A 19,183-nucleotide genomic window follows, 5' to 3' on the forward strand; every position below is an offset into this window, starting at 1 on the left:
TGTTAAAAATACTATGAAAAAAAACGACGCTGACAACAATAGCAAAGATGTAAGACAGTTACAGCAGAAACCCAAACAGAATGAATTCCTAATTGTAGGAATTGGTGCTTCTGCAGGCGGTATCCAGGCACTTCAGGAATTTTTCAGGTACGTGCCTGAAGACAGTGGTATTGCCTATGTCGTAATATTGCATCTTTCGCCAGATCATGACAGCGCACTAACTGCTGTTTTACAGCGTGAAACCAAACTCGAGGTCACAAAGGTTACAGATAAACAACGGGTTTATCCAAATCATATTTATGTCGTATCGCCCAACAAACATCTCAAAATAGAGGGTGATGTTCTTATGGCAAGCACTAATGTACTGATGGAAGAGCGTCGCGCGCCTGTAGATATCTTTTTCCGTACTATGGCAGATGAATTTGGACCGCGTTCTATTGCCGTGGTTTTATCCGGTACGGGTGCAAACGGATCTATGGGATTAAAACGTGTTAAAGAACGAGGCGGCGCGTGTTTTGTTCAAAATCCACGCGAGGCAGAATTCAACGAAATGCCCCGCAGTGCGATTTCTACTCAAATGGTTGACGAAGTATTGCCGGTTGCAAAGATTCCGGAAAAGATTATTTCGTATAAAAACAGCATCAGCAAAGTAGAAATTATAGACGAGCCCGAAAGAAGAACAAACGATCAACAACAGGCACTACGTGAAATTTTTACGCATCTAAGATTGCGTACCGGTCATGATTTTACAAATTATAAACGTCCGACATTACTGAGAAGAATTGAAAGAAGAATAAACATCAGCGGTCTTCCCGACCTTCCCTCCTATGCTTCCTATCTTCACAGTAATCCTGATGAGCCGGCTTCACTGCTCAAAGACCTTTTAATTTCGGTTACTAATTTTTTCAGGGACAAAAAGCCTTTTGAACTTATTGAAGCTGAAGTCCTGCCTTTGCTTTTTAAAAACAAAACCAGCGAAGATCAGGTACGTATATGGATTCCTGGCTGTGCTACAGGAGAAGAAGCGTATTCTCTGGCTATTTTATGTGCCGAAATTACGCTGGGTGCGATAGATGCTCCAAAAGTGCAGATATTTGCAACCGATATTGATGAAGCAGCAATTGCACATGCCCGTGAAGGATTATATAGTTTAAATGATACAGCAGATGTAACCAACGAAAGACTTCGCCGATTCTTTAACAAAGAAGGTGATATGTACAGAATTCGTCGTGAGATACGCGAAACTATAATGTTTGCAGCGCACAATGTTCTCAAAGATCCGCCGTTTTCTCATCTGGATATGGTAAGCTGTCGAAATGTGATGATCTACCTTAATCAGGTAGCGCAGGAAAGAGTTATAGAAACTTTTCATTTTGCATTAAAACCGGGAGCCTTTTTATTTCTTGGCACATCTGAATCTGTAGACGGTGCTAGCGATTTATATTCTGTACATAACCGTGAAAACCATATCTTTCAAAGAAGACAGGTTACGCCACGCTCTTACCCTATTCCGGAATCTACACCAACACTTCATTTTGAAAAATTCAAAAATGACGATACCTCACAGGAAAAAGAAAAAAAGATACTCGACCGCATTTCTTTCGGAGATCTGCACCAGCAGCTACTAGAAGAATATGCACCGCCCTCTCTGGTAATAAATGAAGAATTTGAAATCCTCCATCTGACGGAGCGCGCAGGTCAGTTTTTGCAGATTTCAGGAGGAGAACCTTCAAAAAATCTTCTGAAATTAATACGATCAGAGCTGCGACTGGAACTAAGATCTGCCTTATATCAGTCGGCACAAAGACAGTCGGCCGTAGAAGCACGCGGATTAAAAGTTAATATTGGAGACAAAACCGAAATCATTAATATTAAGGTCCGCCCTGTCCTGCGTTCGGGAGATACAGCCAAAGGTTTTATATTGATTATTTTTGAACCCGGCAGCAATGAAAGCGGTCATGAGATTCTATTATCCTCTGATGAGCCTTTGGCCAAACAAATGGAAGAAGAATTAATAAGGGTCAAAATCCAGCTTCGCACGGCAAACGAACAGCATGATTTTCAGGCGGAAGAAATGAAAGCTTCCAATGAGGAACTTCAGGCGATGAATGAAGAATTACGTTCTGCTGCAGAAGAACTCGAAACCAGTAAAGAAGAACTTCAATCTATTAATGAAGAGCTCAGAACGGTTAATCAGGAGTTAAAGGTTAAAATTGAGGAAACGAGTATTGCCAGCAATAATCTGCAGAACATCATTAATTCTACAGATATCGGGACTATATTTCTGGACAGAAGTTTCAGGGTAGCCCTATACACTCCTGCTGCAGGAGGTATTTTTAACTTAATACCTGCCGATTACGGACGTCCGCTGAGCGATATCACACACAAACTCGAATATAAAGAATTACAACGAGATGCAGAAAGCGTACTCGATAAACTCAATGTAATTGAGAAGGAAGTCAGAACTATTGACGGCAATGTTTATTTGATGCGTTTAACGCCTTATCGTACAGATGAAGACCGTATTAATGGTATAATTATCACGTTTGTAAACATAACAGAACTAAAACTAGCAGAAGAAGCGCTGCGCTCCGCAGAAGAAAAATACAGACTGCAACTCGAACATCAGGTTGAAGAACGTACTGCTGAACTTAAAATAAGCAGGGACCAGTATAGAACTGCGGCAGAAGAAATTCAACAAAAACAAGAATTGTTACAAGCCACAATGGACAGTTCACCGGATATGATACAGGTTTTTGAGGCAGTAAGAGACAGCAAAGGCGAAATTGTAGATTTCCGTTGGATCTTGAACAATCATGCGGCAGAAGAAACATACGGTGATGTAATTGGCCAAAGTCTGCTGACACTTAATCCGGGTGTGGTGAAAGAAGGCATTTTCGATACCCTGAAGCAAGTAGTAGAAACCGGAATGGCAAATCAGTCAGAGCACCATTATGCTCATGAACAGTTTAATGACTGGTTTCAGCAATCTGCCGTTAAGCTGAATGATGGCGTAGTAACAACAACAATAAAAATTACGGAACTTAAAAAAGCAGAACAGGAAATTAAATCCGGCAGAGAATTTTTAAGATCCATACTTGATAATTCATTAGATGTAATCCAGGTATTTAAAGCCGTAAGAGATAAGGACGGCAAAATCATAGATTTTATCTGGCTGGTACAGAATATTAAAGGAGTCGAAGAAAATGAGAATGTGGTGGGCGAAAGACTTCTGACCAAAAATCCTGGTATTATAGACTCTGGTATTTTTGACAAACTCGTTCAGGTTACCGAAACAGGAATACCACTGGAACATGAACAATATTACTCCTCTGAACAGTTTAACGACAATTGGTTTTATCAGGCAATGGTTAAACAGGATGACGGAGTGGTCATGACCAGCCGAAACATTACCGAACAAATTAAAGCAGAAAGAGAACTTCTTGGACTAAAAGACGAATTAGCTCAAAAAGCCAATGATCGTTATCTCGAACTTTTTAATTCGATAGATGAAGGTTTCTGTATAGTAAAAATGCTGTTTGATGAAAATGGAAAACCGTATGATTATCGTTTTATCGAAGCCAACAAAGCTTTTAACAGACATACCGGCATAGATGATGCTGTAGGTCATACAATGCTGGAAATTCATCCGGACCACGAACCTATCTGGTTTGAGATTTACGGCAGAATTGCTAAAACATTACAGCCCGAACGATTTGAGAATGAAGCAAAAGCACTGGGATGCTTTTACGAAGTGTATGCATTTCCTACCGGCAATCCCGAAGATTACATGGTTGGTGTCTTATTTAATGATATCACGCAGCGTAAAAAAGAGGAAAACAAACAGCGGGCACTTCTTGAACTGAGTGATACACTGCGTCCTCTTACCGATTCGCTGGAGATAAAAAAGGCCGCAATGAGATTGAGCGCTTCAGTACTGCAGGCTGACAGTGCCTGCTATTATGAAGTCGAAAATGAACAGTGGAACGGAGCGCCTCATGGGTATACCATTGACGGAATTTGTGCGCTGGAAAAATTTCCAACAGCTGAATTTGACAAGCACTGGCTCGATTATTTTTCGAAAAATGAATTTCTTGCGATCGAAAATATAAATTCTGATGGACGATTTACCGAAAAGGAAAGAAGTTTCTGGAAAAAAAGCGGGATCAAAAGCGGAATTGGAGTTCCGTTTATAAAAACAGGACAGCTTGCTGCGATTTTGGTTGTTAATACAATCGAACCGCGTCATTGGACTACCGACGAAATAACACTGCTGCGAGACATTGCCCAAAGAACCTGGACAGCAGTAGACAGAGCGCATGCAGCAGAAGCCCTGCAATTATCAAAAGAAAAATACCATCATTTATTTGATGCTATAGATGAAGGCTACTGTATTATAGAAGTGCATTTTGATGAAAATGAACGACCTTACAACTGGACCTTTATAGAAGTAAATCCTGCTTTCGAAAAAAACAACGGATTGGTAAATGCAACCGGAAAAACGATTCTTGAAATGGCTCCGGATATTGAACATAAATGGTTTGAGATCTACGGACGTATAGCCAAAACCGGCGAACCACTTCGTTTCAAAGAAAATTCTACAGCACTCAAACGCCACTTCGATCTCTATGCATTTCCTGTCGGAAGAGCGGGCGAAAACTTAGTAGCTGTAATTTTTACCGATATATCTAAACGTGTATTAGCAGAAGAGGCTTTAAGACATTCAGAAGAGCGCTTACGTGTGACGATGAAAAGTGCTATAGATTTTGTAATCATTACCATCGATGGAGACGGCAATATTGACCAATGGAATACCGGTGCAGAGCAAATTTTAGGCTATACCGCAGAGGAAGTTCATGGTAAGCCTTTCGCTATTATTTTTACAGAGGAAGATCAGGCAGATAATATTCCACACAAAGAATTACAGATCGCACGCGAGCGAGGCATTGCAGAAGACGGTCGCTGGCATCGCCATAAAGATGGTACTCATTTTTTTATGAGTGGTATTGTAAGGCCAATTTACAATCCGGAATTAACCGGATATGTAAAGGTAGCGCGTGATATGACCGGACAGCAACAGGCACAAGAGCAGCTTCGCATTTATGAGGAACGCTCTCGAATTGCATTGGAATCTGCCGGAATGGCTTCCTGGGACTGGAATATTCAGCAGGACCTTATAAGCTGGAATGAAAATCATTATAGTATATTGGGTATTAAAGCCGAAGATCAGAAAATAGATACTCATTTTTTTATTCAGTTTGTACATCCGGAAGATCAGGCCCGTGTTATGACTATGTTGCAGGAAGCGGTTGAAAATGCAGGAGAGTTCCGCGATGAATTCCGCATTATCAAGGCAGACAACCAGGCAGAATTATGGATGAAAGGTTATGGAAGCACCGTAAACAGCGAAGACGGACGTGCAGTACGAATGGTTGGTGTTATGTTTGACATTACCGAACAAAAACAGTTTACCGAAGAATTAACCCGTCAGGTAAAAGAAAGAACAATAGAACTGGAGCGCTCAAATGATGATTTACGACAATTTGCGCATGTAGCCAGTCATGATTTAAAAGAACCTGTTAGAAAAATCAGAACATTTAATAACAGAATTTTAGAAGAGTTTAGCGATGTAATTCCGGAAGACGTCAGATCTTATTTAATGCGAATAGAAATTGCAGCTGCAAGGATGTACGCAATGATAGATGGCGTATTGCATTATTCAAAACTGGGCAGCGAAGAGGAAGAACTTGAAGTAATCGATCTTAACGAAATTATAATGGCTATCCGCACCGATCTTGAAATACTGATTGAAAGTAAATCGGCAACCATTGTCAGTGAAAAATTGCCATTTATTAAAGCGCATTCGACTCTAATATATCAGCTTTTTTATAATATTATACTTAATTCATTAAAATTCGCAAAAACCAGCGAGCCTTCACAAATTAAAATTGTAGCTTTGATAGAGAATCAACAAAAAGGCAGGTTTTGCAAGATTAAAATTCAGGACAATGGTATCGGATTTAGGCCAGAGCAGTCTCAAACTATCTTTAATACTTTTACCCGATTAAATGCTGCTGATAAATATGAAGGTTCCGGAATTGGACTGGCATTATGCAAAAAAATAATTGAACGTTACCATGGTACTATTTCAGCAGAAGGAGTACCGGGAGTTGGAGCGACATTTACAATTTTACTGCCTATAGATTAAAAAAGTATATAAATTTCACCCAAAAAATTATGCCTTATCATATATTATTAATAGACGATGATCAGGATGATCGGGATTTTTTTCTTGATGCTGCTGCCGTTGTATCAAACGAATTGATAGTTACGGCATTGCAAAATGGTGTTAATTTAATATCAGATTTAATCAGTGGTGAATTACAGTTTCCTGACCTTATTTTTCTGGATATCAATGTTCCGGAAATGGATGGATGGACCTGTCTTTCAAACCTAAAAGAAAATGTAGACTATGCCCATATACCGGTTATTATGTATTCTACCTCTAACTATCAGGAAGATGCCAAAAGAGCAAATGCAGGCGGCGCATTAAGTTTTTTAAGCAAGCCGTTTGATTTTAAAGATTTAAAAGAGGCTTTGAATGAAGTTCTGAAAATGCTCCAAACAGGAAATATTAGTAATCTTCCCGTAAATTCTAAATGGTTTAAATAATAATCTCATTCTCTTTTAAGCTGATTAGTATAGCATTTATTTAATTTTAAATTCTACAGCGATGAAAAAATCACCTACATCTTTCGCAGGGAAAACAAAACTCCTGAATACGGCTTTGAGTATTGTATTTATTCTATTTACCATAAATGGATATTCCTGTGTAAACTGTAACCAGGAAGTACAGGACGGCATTCAACAAAGCTTGTATGAGAATCATTTTTCTATGTTTACAGCTTTTATCGTGCTGGCAATTGTAGTTATACTTTTAGTATATCTTACAATTAAAAATTTAAAAATTATCCGTGATAGTGACCATCATACATTATCGGCATTACCGCTTAAATACACGGCCATGGTTTTGGGAATTGGCCTGGGTGGATTTGCAGATGGCATCGTGCTTCATCAGATTTTACAGTGGCACGAAATGCTGACTAATAAACTTCCATCAACTACTATAGTTTCTAAAAGCGTCAATATGTTTTGGGACGGAATTTTTCATCTTTTTACATTTTTGATTACGCTAACCGGAATTTATTTATTTTGGAATTTACTTCAGCATTTCCACATTAATAAATCCAGGAATCTTCTAACCGGAGGTTTACTTTGCGGATGGGGAATTTTTAATGTGATTGAAGGCGTTATCAATCACCAGATATTAAAACTGCACAATGTTAGAGAGTTCAGCAGTCATACAGATTTATGGAATTATGGTTTCCTGTCTTTTGGACTTCTTTTAATAATTGGCGGATGGCTTCTTATGCGTAAAACAAATAATCAGCTAAAATCTTAAAGTTATTATTGCTATTTACTTTTAATATATTTTAAATAAAGAAGCCTGTTGTGAAATATCACAACAGGCTTCGGGGTTTAAATAATAAGTAAGTAAGAATGATTGCTTTTTACTTGGCATTATCAGTTCCGGATCCCGAGCCTGAACTTCCTCCGGTTCCCGTTCCATCTGTTCCGGTACCACTCGTTCCTGTTCCGTCTGTACCTGTTCCTGTTCCATTCGCGTCTTGTCCGCTTGCAGCAGGATCTGTTACGTGCGTTGTATCAGTAGCAGTTGCCATAGTATCAGTTGTTTGCTGTGTTTCTGTTTCATTGCTATAGCCGCTTCCTTCTTCAGGAGTAGTACTATTATTATTTTTGCATGAAAATAATAAACCCGTGAATCCTGCAAGTAATACGATTTTGTAATTAAAGAATGTTTTCATAATAATAAATTTTAGTTTTTAATTTTATTGAATTGGAAATTGTATCCATTGCAGACCCAGCATTATTAAGGTCTTGTAGTTCCGCCTACAGAATCTTTTCTTTGTGGAACAGTCTCTGTACTACCTGATTTTGTTGTTCCTTTTTTGTGTTTATGATTACTGTTTACCGTATCTGTCTTACGTGTAGTACTTGTACTTTTTTGAGTTGTAGTCTTACTTTTTTTACTGTAAACCGTATCAGATTTTGTTTTAGACTGTTTGGTCTTCTGTGGTGTGTCCTGAGCAGATGCAAATGCAAAGCATAATAACATACTGCAGGTTAAAATTAAATTTTTCATAATTAATTTTTTAGTTAATAAATTGACTGTTAAATAAATGCATTATTGTATTTGACAAATTTTAGAAGAAATAAAAGTTGATTTTTACAATAAAACCTTTAAAATTTATAGGATTGCCATAATTGATTGAAGGATCCTATATATTATTTTATCATTTTTTAGCTAGTAATCTCAGATTTTCGTTTTATAAGAATTTGACTTTATGGTAATCCTATAATCATATTGATTAATTATATAAAAATGGTGTGTATCAGCAAATTAAATTTGAGATGCTGAAAAAATATACTTTCCTATTTTGTAATCCAGCATTTTTATTTTGACTGTAAAATCCTCAAAATAGTTAACTAATAAGATTATTTTTTATGAAAAACTTGCAAAACGAAAAACAACGCGATTTATCGACAAACAAATCAGATGGCACAAATAAAGTCCTGACTACCAATCAGGGTGTGAGCATCAATGATGACAACAATTCGCTGAAAGCCGGCGAAAGAGGCCCTTCCTTACTGGAAGATTTTATACTCCGTGAAAAGATTACCCATTTTGACCACGAGAGAATTCCGGAACGAGTTGTACACGCCAGAGGTTCCGGAGCACACGGATTTTTTGAAGTAACCAATCCGATTCCAGAGTTAACAAAAGCTGGATTTCTGCAGGAAGCTGGTCAGAAAACACCTGTTTTTGCAAGATTTTCAACAGTAGCAGGTTCCCGAGGTTCTACCGATCTTGCAAGAGATGTAAGAGGATTTGCTGTTAAGTTTTACACTCAGGAAGGTGTTTATGATCTAGTGGCAAATAATATTCCTGTATTTTTTATTCAGGATGCATCAAAATTTCCAGATTTAGTACATGCCGTAAAACCAGAGCCTCATAACGAAATGCCTCAGGCGTCTTCTGCACACGATACATTTTGGGATTTTATTTCGCTTATGCCAGAATCTATGCACATGATTATGTGGGTAATGTCAGATCGTGCGATTCCGAGAAGTTACAGAATGATGGAAGGATTTGGTGTACACACTTTCCGTTTGGTAAATGCTGAAGAACAATCTGTGTTTGTAAAATTTCACTGGAAACCAAAATTAGGAACCCACGCAGTTGCCTGGGATGAAGCTCAGAAAATCTCAGGAAAAAATCCTGATTATCACAGAGAAGATTTATGGGATGCAATTGAAATGGGGAATTTCCCGGAATGGGAATTAGGAGTGCAAGTTATTCCGACGGAAGACGAACACAAATATGATTTTGATCTTCTGGACCCGACAAAAATAGTTCCAGAAGAATTAGTTCCTGTAACTATTGTGGGAAGAATGGTACTGAATAAAAATCCTGATAATTTCTTCTCAGAGACAGAGCAAATCGCTTTTCACCCAGGGCATGTTGTTCCGGGAATCGATTTTACAAATGATCCGTTACTTCAGGGAAGATTATTTTCTTATACCGATACACAGTTAACAAGATTAGGCGGACCTAATTTCCATGAAATACCAATCAACAGAAGTATCGCACCGACTCATAACAACCAACGTGATGGATTTATGCGTCAGGAAGTGAATGTTGGAAGAGTAAGTTATCATCCAAATTCACTTGGCGGAGGATGTCCTTATCAGGCTAAAATTGCCGAGGGAGGATTTTCTAGCTTCAACGAAAGAATCGAAGCGCATAAAGTTAGAGAAAGAAGCGAAAGCTTTGCAGATCATTTTGGTCAGGCAAAATTATTCTTTAACAGCCAGACACCCGAAGAAAAAAGCCACATTGTAAAAGCGCTTCGTTTTGAGCTTGGTAAAGTAGAAACCACAGCGATCCGGGTAAGAATGCTTGGCTTATTATCTCAGGTTGATGCAACCCTTGCAGAAAAAGTAGCAATTGGTCTTGGAGCAACTGTACCTCCTACATTAGAGTTTCCTGTTAACAAAGGAGTTTCTCCGGAAAACGAAGGTGGTGATCAGGAGCCAAAAACTGTCGAGCAAGAAGTTTCTTCGTCTGATGCGTTGAGTATGATAAAAAACCCAACCAACTCTCCTACTATAGAATCACGTAAAGTAGCAATTCTTTGTTCTGATGGTGTTTCTGAAAGTGCAGTGATGAATATGAAAGACGCGTTGAAAAAAGAAGGCGCAAAAGGTTTTGTAGTAGCACCTCACTTAGGATCAGTATTAACAGATTCTGATGGAGCACTTTCTGCAGAATTTAGTTTCCTTACCGCATCATCTGTTTTATTTGATGCTGTTTATATTCCTCACGGAATTGGATTAAATGTTCTTGCAGAAAATGACGATGTAATGGAATACTTAAACGATGCTTACAAACATTGTAAAGTGATCGGCGCAGACGGCGATGCTTCTGCAATTGTTAGTGCAGCACCTTTTGCTTCCAAAATAACAAACGAGGACTCAGGAATTATTTTAACCAACGAGACGGGATCTCAGGAATTTGCCCAGGATTTTATAAACGCAATGTATCTGCACCGTTTTTGGGACCGTGAACCAAACTTATACCTTTAATATAAAAAAATACAACAATGAAAAATTCAGAAAAACCAAATCAAACGAATACTACGCAGCCAAAAACTGCCAAAAATAATGCAAAAAGTAACATCAGCATGGTAGAACCATCATCTGACGCTGCTTCAGAATTAAAAGAATTATTTATTGACAGCTTAAAAGATATTTACTGGGCAGAAAATGCACTTGTCGGTGCACTTCCTAAGATGGCTGCAAATGCAACATCTGCCGGACTTTCGAGCACAATATTAGAACATCTGGCTGTAACGCAGCTTCAGGTTTCAAGACTGGAACAAATTTTTGAACTTCTGGGAGAAAAAGCCGAAGGAAAAAAATGCGAAGCTATGGCAGGTTTATTAAAAGAAGGCGATACTATCCTTGAAGAAACAATGCCGGGCGCCGTAAGAGATGCCGGAATCATTGCCGCTTCACAAAAAATCGAGCACTATGAAATTGCTACGTACGGTACATTATGTGCTTTTGCAAAAACTTTAGGCGAAAATGACGCTGCAAAATTATTAACACAAACACTTGCAGAAGAAAAAGAAGCAGACTGTTTATTGAATGATGTTGCACTAAATAGTGTAAATGTTGTGGCAGCAGAATAACACAAAAATTAAATCATTTCTTTGTTTTTTTCCAAAAGCATCTGTACTTCGGTCCAGGTGCTTTTTTTTTAAAATGATAAATAATACAAAATAAGTTTCAACTGTTAATTATGTAACTCTTGCGCATTTATTTGTAAGAAATGACCGAACTGCCCCTATACATTTGTTTTCACTCTTTACAAACAATATGAGTTAAATAACTAATAATTAAACATTATGATAAACAATTTAAAAAAAACAATAGCAGGCAGAGAGGCACAGAAAAGTGCGGCAGATGAACAAGCTCAGTATTATGATATGATAGTTTTTTGTCATTTAAGATGGCAGTTTGTTTATCAAAGACCTCAGCATATCATTAGCCGTATGGCCGAAACTATGAAAGTTCTGTTTATTGAAGAACCGGTGAGAAATCATGAAAATAAAGCTTCCGGTAATTTATTTGCTGTTAGTGAAAACATTAATGTATTACAGCCAAATGTAGATGATATTGCTTCTATCGCAAACATAATTCCCGAGTATGTAAAAAACAAAAATGTTTCTGTAGGATGGTTTTATTCGGCATCATTCTGCCCGCTTATAGAATCCTTTCAGTTTGATACAACAGTATATGACTGTATGGATGAACTTTCTTTATTTAAAGGAGCACCAGCGCATTTAATCGATCAGGAAAAATATTTAATGGCGAATGCAGATATCATTTTTACCGGCGGAAAATCATTATACGAATCAAAAAAACAATTCCATAACAATGTGCATTGTTTTCCAAGTTCTGTAGATCAGGATCATTTTGCACAGGCATTAAAAAATATTTCGATTCCTGGAGATATTGGAGATATTAAAGGTCCAATTGTGGGTTATTATGGTGTCATAGATGAAAGAATAGATTTAGCATTAATTGAGGAAACGGCTAAAAATCTGCCAAATGTTTCTTTTGTTATGGTTGGGCCGCTTGCTAAAATTAGTGACAATGACCTGCCTAAAGCTGCAAATATTCATTATTTAGGAATGAAATGTTATAACGAACTGCCTTTTTACCTAAAAGCCTTTGATCTTGCCATGATGCCTTTTGCATTAAACGACGCTACAAAATACATCAGCCCGACGAAAACGCTGGAATATATGGCGGCAAGAAAACCAATTATTTCAACCAAAATTATGGATGTTGTTCGTGATTACAGCGATTGCATAGAGTTAATCGAAAATGCGGATGACTTTACCAATGTAATTACGTTTTTATGCGAAGATCACGATTGTGAAGATATGGAAGTGAGATATGATAAAATACTTCAGGATACTTCATGGGATCAGACAGCTTCTAAAATGAAATCAATCATTAAATCTTTTGCCAAATGAAACCAATCGACATTTTAATTATTGGAGCCGGTATATCTGGCTCCGTATTAGCAGAACGTTACGCTTCTATTGGAAAAAAAGTTCTGATTATTGAAAAAAGAAATCATATCGCAGGAAACTGCTATGACTATATAGACGAAAACGGAATCCTGGTTTCTAAATACGGTGCGCACTTATTTCATACCAATGAAGAATCGGTTTGGAAATATGTAAATAAATTTTCAGACTGGTACCCGTGGGAACATAAAGTCGTGGCCAGAGTCGATGATAAAACAGTGCCTATTCCTGTCAATATAACGACGGTAAATCAATTATTTGGCAGTAGTATTACTACCGAGGAAGAGATGAAGAACTGGCTGGAAAGCAACAGAACTCCTATAGAAAAACCATCCAACGGAGAAGAAGCGGTTTTAAATCGTGTGGGACCGGTTTTATACGAGAAAATGTTCAAGCATTATACCAAAAAACAATGGGACAAATATCCGGCAGAACTTGATGCTTCTGTATTGGATCGTATTCCTGTACGAACCAATTACGACGACCGTTATTTTTCTGATTCCTTTCAGGCACTTCCAACCGGGGGTTACACGCAGTTGTTCGAAAATATTCTGGATCATCCGAATATTGAAGTTCTCTTAGAAACGGATTATTTTGATGTAAAAGACCAGTACAAAGGTTATGAAAAACTGTTTTACACCGGTCCGGTTGACCGTTTTTTCGAATTCAAACACAGCATGCTCGATAAACTCGAATATCGTTCTATCAACTTTGTGAGTGAAACCGTAGATGACGAGTTCTTTCAGGAAAACTCAGTTGTCAACTATCCGGGAACCGAAGTAGACTTTACCAGAATTATCGAATACAAACATTTTGGAAATCAGAAATCTGACAAAACTACGGTAGTTAGAGAATATACGGTAGATGAAGGAGAACCTTATTATCCGGTTCCGAATCCGAAAAATCAGGAAATATATTCGCGTTACAAACAAGAAGCAGATAAATTAATTGACATCCACTTTGTAGGAAGACTGGCCAATTATAAATACTTTAATATGGATCAGGCTTTTAAAAATGCTCTGGATTTGTTTGAAGAGCTGGAAAAAGACAACCAATTTAAAACAGCTGGATAATGGCGATATTCAATACTTTTTTTATGGGCGGATTTGAATGTGCCGACCACATTAACCGCTCGGGCGAAAGAGTAAATCTACTCAGGGAAACACAGCATGATAGTCGCTTTTATGAAGATTATAAAGCTCTGGTTTCAATTGGTATTAAAACAGTCCGCGAAGGCATCTGCTGGAGCGATGTCGAAAGTGCTCCGGGAGTTTTTGATTTTTCGGAAATCCTTAAGCGAATAAGAATTGCCGAAGAACTTGGCGTACAACAGATTTGGGATTTGATTCATTTTGGATATGCTGACGGAATATATCCAACCCATCCCCTGTTCTGCCAGCGTTTTGAGCAGTTGTGCGAAGCTTTTGCCGTATTTCATAAACAGCATTCGAAACAGCCGCTTTTGGTTGTACCCATTAATGAAATCAGCTTTTTGTCCTGGCATTCGGGTGATGTTCGCGGTACAGTTCCTTTTGCAGTAAACAGCGGTTGGGATATTAAATATCATCTTTGTAAAGCTGCGATTCTGGGTATAAAAAAACTTAAAAGTACCAATCCCGACTGCACAATTATATTGGTAGAACCTTTGGTTAAGATTCATCCCACAGACGAATATCAGGATGTCTCTGCCAGTAATGAACATCAGTTTCAGGCCATGGATATTATTGCCGGAAGAATTTGCCCGGAACTCGGTGGATCTGAGGATTTTCTCGAAATTCTGGGTTTTAATTATTATTGGAATTGTCAATGGAAAGGAAACGGGCAATCGCTGGACTGGCCAGATACAGAGAAAAAAAGAGCCCCATTCTCAGAATTACTGCAAAATGCGTACGAAAGATATAAGAAACCTGTAATTATTTCTGAAACCGGACACTTCGGTATCGGACGTGTCGAATGGATCGAAGAAATTACGGCCGAATGTGTGATAGCAAGAGACAATGGGGTCGATCTACTGGGTATTTGCATTTATCCGGTTACCGACAGGCCAGACTGGGATAATCTCACTAAATATTGTGATTGCGGAATTTGGGATCTGGATCATGAAAAAAACAGAATTCCGGATTTACAATACATTGACGCTATTTTAAAAGCGCAGCATTCCATAAAGAAAAAGAAAAATATACTGGGTGAGATAGTAGATTTTTTTAGTTAATGTTTAATGAAAAACTGAAGTGATGGAACTAATAAAAACGATAACCGGAATTACATTTAGTGCATTTGATTTATTGCATGCCGGACACGTTAAAATGCTGGAAGAAGCAAAAGCACACTGTGATTATTTAATTGTCGGATTACAAACAGATCCAACAATAGACAGACCCGAGAAAAACAAACCAACACAAACTGTTGTAGAAAGATATATTCAGCTAAAAGCCTGCAAATTTGTTGACGAAATTATACCCTACGCTACCGAGCAGGACCTGCAGGATATTCTTCAGGCGTTTCCGATCGATGTACGCATTCTGGGAGACGAATATAAAGATCAGAATTTTACCGGCCGCGAATACTGCGAAAAGATGGGCATCAAACTAATTTATAATCAACGCAATCATCGTTTCTCCAGCAGCGGACTTAGAAGAGAGGTATATGAATGTGAATGTTTAAAAAAAGTATAATGATACATCCAGATACAGAAGTACGATTTATAAGTCCTGAAAAAGGATACGGACTTGTGGCTACAAAATTAATTCCGAAAGGCACAATAACCTGGGTACAGTGCGAACTGGATCAGATTTTTGCAAGGGATAAGGTGGAGAATTTAAATCCCATTATAAAAAAATATCTCGAAACCTATTCTTTTACTAACAAAGATGGAGATCTGGTATTGTGTTCAGATAATGGCAAATTTGTAAATCACAGTTTTAAGCCAAGTTGTTTTAGCACCGCCTATGATTTTGAAATAGCAATTAGAGACATTCATCCGGGCGAAGAACTTACAGATGATTATGGTTATTTAAATGTAGAAGAACCTTTTGATGTTATTGATGAAGGAACCGTGAGAAAAACGGTATATCCGGATGACATTCTTACTTTTTATAAAGAATGGGACGAACTAATCCGAATAAATGCTCCAAAAGTCCTGGAAACAAAACAAGTATTATTGGATTTAATACCAAAATATACCTGGAAGGAATTCTGTAACGGAATCGATAACCCGTCTCAGATGAAATCTATTAAAGAATGCTATTACGACCAAAAAAGAACTCTTAACAGCGTTTCTCATCAAATTTAATAACAAATTTAAATCGCAATTATATGCCATCAGAAATTGTTAAAAAATGTAGTAAAGCCATAAAAGCAAAAGGATGGAATATTGCTTTTGCAGAAAGTGTAACGGCAGGACGAATGTCAGCAGAATTCTCTATGACAGAATTTTCAGGCTCGATACTCAGAGGAGGAATCGTGTGTTATGAAGTCTGGGTAAAGGAACAGATCTTAAAAGTTCCGCATGCCGCGATCGAAAAACATACTCCCGAATCTGCTGAAGTAACACAAATACTGGCACAGCAGGCATCTCAAATTTTCAATTCAAAAATCACGGTTGCCATAACCGGATTAGCTTCTCCGGGAGGAAGTGAAACGGAAGAGAAACCCGTTGGCACCATATTTTTTCACATCATCATGCCGAATGAAAAAATAAAACACCGGGAAGTTTTCAGTGGTTCACCGGAAGAAATTGTGATGCAGGCGATCGATAAAACCGCTGAGCTTATTTTTCTTAATCTTTCCAATTTATAAAATAAATCCTATTGGCGTTTTTAGTTTGATACAGGGTTTAGCTTCAAACGATCAAAATGATACTCTTTCTCACTGGAAATCTGTGAATTATACAATTACAATAGTTTTACTTATAAAAATTATATGCTAAATGCCTCTACTTTTACCATATAAGATTTTAAACCCTTTAGAAAACAGGCAAGACGCCTTATCTCTATACAATCACTAACTTAAATAATTATATTATGAATACCACACAAAACAACAGCGAAGATCAATTTTATCAGTTTGATAACGAACAATATGAAACCAATAACAAGATGTCTGCAGCAGACCATTCTATTAGCGACAATGCAGAACCGGATTATGGCGATGACCTTGTAAACGAAGAACTGGATCAAAATTTCGATAACGAAAATCTGGGTTCTGACAACTACCAGGAAAATTTAGGAAACGACGACGATATCGATAACGAATTTGATATTGAAGAATCTACCGAATTTGATAACGATGAGTTTGACGAGGAAAGTACAGATTTTGACAGCGATGATGAAGATTCATTTGAGGATGAAGATGACGATACTTTTGAAGCAAAATATGATTCTTTTGATGACGAAGAAAATGATACAAATTCAAATCGTAACTTATAAAAAGTTCGTACAAAGCCCTTCTAACAGAAGGGTTTTGTATGTTATTTAATTTATGAAAAAGCATACTATTCATATTGGGACCTCGGGCTGGTCATACAAGCACTGGCGTGGCACTTTTTATCCCAACGAAATAAAAGTTAAAGACCATTTTGCTTATTATGTCAGGATGTTTAATACAGTTGAAATCAACAATACCTTTTATGGAATGCCCGCTGATGAAACTTTTTTAAACTGGCAAAAAAATGTTCCTGACGATTTTGTTTATGTAATAAAAGCCAATCGATTTATTACACACATGAAAAAACTTCATGATCCTGCAGAAAGTATCCTTTCGTTTATGCAGAAGATCGAAATTCTGGGCAAGAAATTGGGTGCAGTTTTATTTCAGCTCCCTCCTTTTCTGAAAGTTGATACAAGATTATTAGAAAATTTTCTTCTCGCACTTCCTCCTCAACATCGATATATTTTTGAATTTCGCAATACAGAATGGTACATTCCTGAAGTTTATGAGATTCTTAAAAAACACAACATCGCATTCTGCATTTATGAACTGGCCGGGCACACTTCACCATTAGAAATAACCGCAGATTTTGTTTATTTACGGTTACATGGTCCCGGTGCCAACAAATATCAGGGAAGTTATTCTGACGAGACTTTAATGAAATGGGCAAAAGAATGCAAAACATGGTTAATAACCAAAGACGTATTTGTTTACTTTGATAATGATGAACAGGGTTTTGCAGCATTTAATGCCTTGCGATTGCGGGAATTAATTTCCGATATTTCTACATAACAAACATGGAAATTATATAACATCTGAGATTAATTATGAAAGATTGAAATTTCCGTCAAATTTATTTTCGGATACTATAAAATCATAATTATGAAAATCCCTTACATACCATTTGTACTATTAATTTTTATATCCGTTTTATTGTACAGCTGCTCTGAGCATTGCGATGATGAAGATTACACAAGAGATCAAAAAGATCAGGCCGCACGAGTGATTATTGACTCATTGAAAGTTAATAGTGTGGACTAGTTAATACATACTTTTGAGAGAATTAATATTTTTGAAAATCGTCATTGTCATAACTCTATAATGACAAAGAAATGATAAATTTGATCATACAAATTTAATCTGCGATAAATCTAAATATGAAAACCTATTTTGTTGATTCTTTCACCAATCAAAAATTTAAAGGGAATCCGGCCGCTGTCTGTCTTGCAGAAACAGATCTGGATAATGCTACAATGCAAAATATTGCAACTGAAATTGGTTTTTCTGAAACCGCTTTCATTAAAAAAATCCAGGAAAGTAATTATAGCATTAGATTTTTCACTCCAAAAATGGAAATTTCCTTATGCGGACATGCAACACTGGCAGCATCCAAAATAATTTTTGATACCATAAAACCGGAGAATATAACTTTTATCAATTGCGACGGTATTGAATTAAAAATCGAAAAATTTAATGATAAAATTGTCATGGAATTTCCTGTGTACGAAACAATTGAATTTGATGTTTCAACAGCAGTACTTAAAGCAATTGGAATAGACAGCACCATTAACATTCGATTCTGCGAAGACCGAAAAATCGTTTTAATTGAAATTGATGGTTCTGAAAAACTTGCCCAACTGCAACCAGATTTTGCGACTTTATTCCATTCAATTACCGGCATTAACGGAATATTGGTAACAGCAAAATCAAACACCCCTGAATTTGATTTCCACTACCGCTATTTTTGGCCTTGGGCGGGTACAAATGAAGATCCCGTTACAGGTGGTGTACAAACTTTTCTAACGAAATATTGGGCAGATAAACTTCAAAAAAATAAATTTAAGGCTTTCCAGTCTTCTTCCCGAACCGGTAAAATGGATACTGAATTACTTGGAAACAAAGTCCTGATTTATGGAGAAGCCGTTACCGTTTTGGAAGGAATTTTGAAATAGAACTTGATTTTATTACAAAATTCAGGTAATATTATGTAACAAAATATTTGAGTGAAA

Annotated in this window: 16 protein-coding genes; 14 read left to right on the forward strand and 2 right to left on the reverse strand. The window is 37.3% G+C overall.

Annotated features, from left to right (window positions below):
* Positions 1-13 precede the first annotated feature (13 nt).
* The 3 genes from ABEB31_RS00770 to ABEB31_RS00780 all read left to right on the forward strand — a co-directional run bounded on the left by ABEB31_RS00770 (position 14) and on the right by ABEB31_RS00780 (position 7,462).
* Positions 14-6,208, forward strand: coding sequence for a CheR family methyltransferase (locus tag ABEB31_RS00770; protein ID WP_347049368.1), 6,195 nt, complete (start codon positions 14-16; stop codon positions 6,206-6,208).
* Between the two features lie 29 nt (positions 6,209-6,237).
* Positions 6,238-6,672 carry a response regulator gene (locus tag ABEB31_RS00775; protein ID WP_347049370.1) on the forward strand — a complete coding sequence of 145 codons (435 nt, stop codon included), beginning with the start codon at positions 6,238-6,240 and terminating at the stop codon, positions 6,670-6,672.
* 61 nt (positions 6,673-6,733) lie between these two features.
* Positions 6,734-7,462 (forward strand): DUF2243 domain-containing protein, encoded by a 729-nt coding sequence (locus ABEB31_RS00780; protein WP_347049371.1) that lies wholly within the window; start codon positions 6,734-6,736, stop codon positions 7,460-7,462.
* Between the two features lie 109 nt (positions 7,463-7,571).
* Here ABEB31_RS00780 and ABEB31_RS00785 read toward each other — a convergent pair whose 3' ends face one another.
* Together ABEB31_RS00785 and ABEB31_RS00790 are read right to left on the reverse strand one after the other, a co-directional pair.
* Positions 7,572-7,886, reverse strand: a complete 315-nt coding sequence (locus ABEB31_RS00785; RefSeq protein ID WP_347049373.1) for a hypothetical protein — start codon at positions 7,884-7,886, stop codon at positions 7,572-7,574.
* Positions 7,887-7,951: 65 nt separating this feature from the next.
* The gene (locus ABEB31_RS00790) at positions 7,952-8,224 is read right to left on the reverse strand and encodes a hypothetical protein (RefSeq protein WP_347049375.1); all 273 of its coding nucleotides are present in this window, start codon (positions 8,222-8,224) and stop codon (positions 7,952-7,954) included.
* 362 nt (positions 8,225-8,586) lie between these two features.
* Between ABEB31_RS00790 and ABEB31_RS00795 the strand changes: the two genes are divergently transcribed.
* The 11 genes from ABEB31_RS00795 to ABEB31_RS00845 all read left to right on the forward strand — a co-directional run bounded on the left by ABEB31_RS00795 (position 8,587) and on the right by ABEB31_RS00845 (position 19,126).
* On the forward strand, positions 8,587-10,728 hold the full coding sequence (locus tag ABEB31_RS00795; protein WP_347049376.1) for a catalase: 2,142 nt from the start codon (positions 8,587-8,589) through the stop codon (positions 10,726-10,728).
* A 17-nt stretch (positions 10,729-10,745) separates the two neighbouring features.
* Positions 10,746-11,336 (forward strand): YciE/YciF ferroxidase family protein, encoded by a 591-nt coding sequence (locus tag ABEB31_RS00800; protein ID WP_347049378.1) that lies wholly within the window; start codon positions 10,746-10,748, stop codon positions 11,334-11,336.
* 216 nt (positions 11,337-11,552) lie between these two features.
* The gene (locus ABEB31_RS00805; RefSeq protein ID WP_347049379.1) at positions 11,553-12,689 is read left to right on the forward strand and encodes a glycosyltransferase; all 1,137 of its coding nucleotides are present in this window, start codon (positions 11,553-11,555) and stop codon (positions 12,687-12,689) included.
* A complete protein-coding gene (gene glf, locus ABEB31_RS00810) occupies positions 12,686-13,819 on the forward strand; it encodes a UDP-galactopyranose mutase (RefSeq protein ID WP_347049381.1) in 1,134 nt (377 codons plus the stop codon). The genes ABEB31_RS00805 and glf overlap by 4 nt, the downstream gene beginning before the upstream one ends.
* Positions 13,819-14,958, forward strand: coding sequence for a hypothetical protein (locus ABEB31_RS00815; protein WP_347049383.1), 1,140 nt, complete (start codon positions 13,819-13,821; stop codon positions 14,956-14,958). The genes glf and ABEB31_RS00815 overlap by 1 nt, the downstream gene beginning before the upstream one ends.
* A gap of 22 nt (positions 14,959-14,980) precedes the next feature.
* On the forward strand, positions 14,981-15,421 hold the full coding sequence (locus ABEB31_RS00820; protein ID WP_347049384.1) for an adenylyltransferase/cytidyltransferase family protein: 441 nt from the start codon (positions 14,981-14,983) through the stop codon (positions 15,419-15,421).
* Positions 15,421-16,038 (forward strand): SET domain-containing protein, encoded by a 618-nt coding sequence (locus ABEB31_RS00825; protein ID WP_347049385.1) that lies wholly within the window; start codon positions 15,421-15,423, stop codon positions 16,036-16,038. The genes ABEB31_RS00820 and ABEB31_RS00825 overlap by 1 nt, the downstream gene beginning before the upstream one ends.
* Positions 16,039-16,061: 23 nt before the next feature.
* Positions 16,062-16,544, forward strand: a complete 483-nt coding sequence (locus ABEB31_RS00830) for a CinA family protein (RefSeq protein WP_347049386.1) — start codon at positions 16,062-16,064, stop codon at positions 16,542-16,544.
* A gap of 224 nt (positions 16,545-16,768) precedes the next feature.
* Complete coding sequence (locus ABEB31_RS00835) at positions 16,769-17,173, forward strand: hypothetical protein (RefSeq protein ID WP_347049387.1); 405 nt, start codon at positions 16,769-16,771, stop codon at positions 17,171-17,173.
* Positions 17,174-17,225: 52 nt separating this feature from the next.
* On the forward strand, positions 17,226-17,966 hold the full coding sequence (locus ABEB31_RS00840) for a DUF72 domain-containing protein (RefSeq protein WP_347049389.1): 741 nt from the start codon (positions 17,226-17,228) through the stop codon (positions 17,964-17,966).
* A 365-nt stretch (positions 17,967-18,331) separates the two neighbouring features.
* Positions 18,332-19,126, forward strand: a complete 795-nt coding sequence (locus tag ABEB31_RS00845; RefSeq protein ID WP_347049390.1) for a PhzF family phenazine biosynthesis protein — start codon at positions 18,332-18,334, stop codon at positions 19,124-19,126.
* The last annotated feature ends 57 nt before the right edge of the window (positions 19,127-19,183 follow it).

It is taken from the genome of Flavobacterium olei, assembly GCF_039749035.1.
Lineage (GTDB): Bacteria > Bacteroidota > Bacteroidia > Flavobacteriales > Flavobacteriaceae > Flavobacterium > Flavobacterium olei.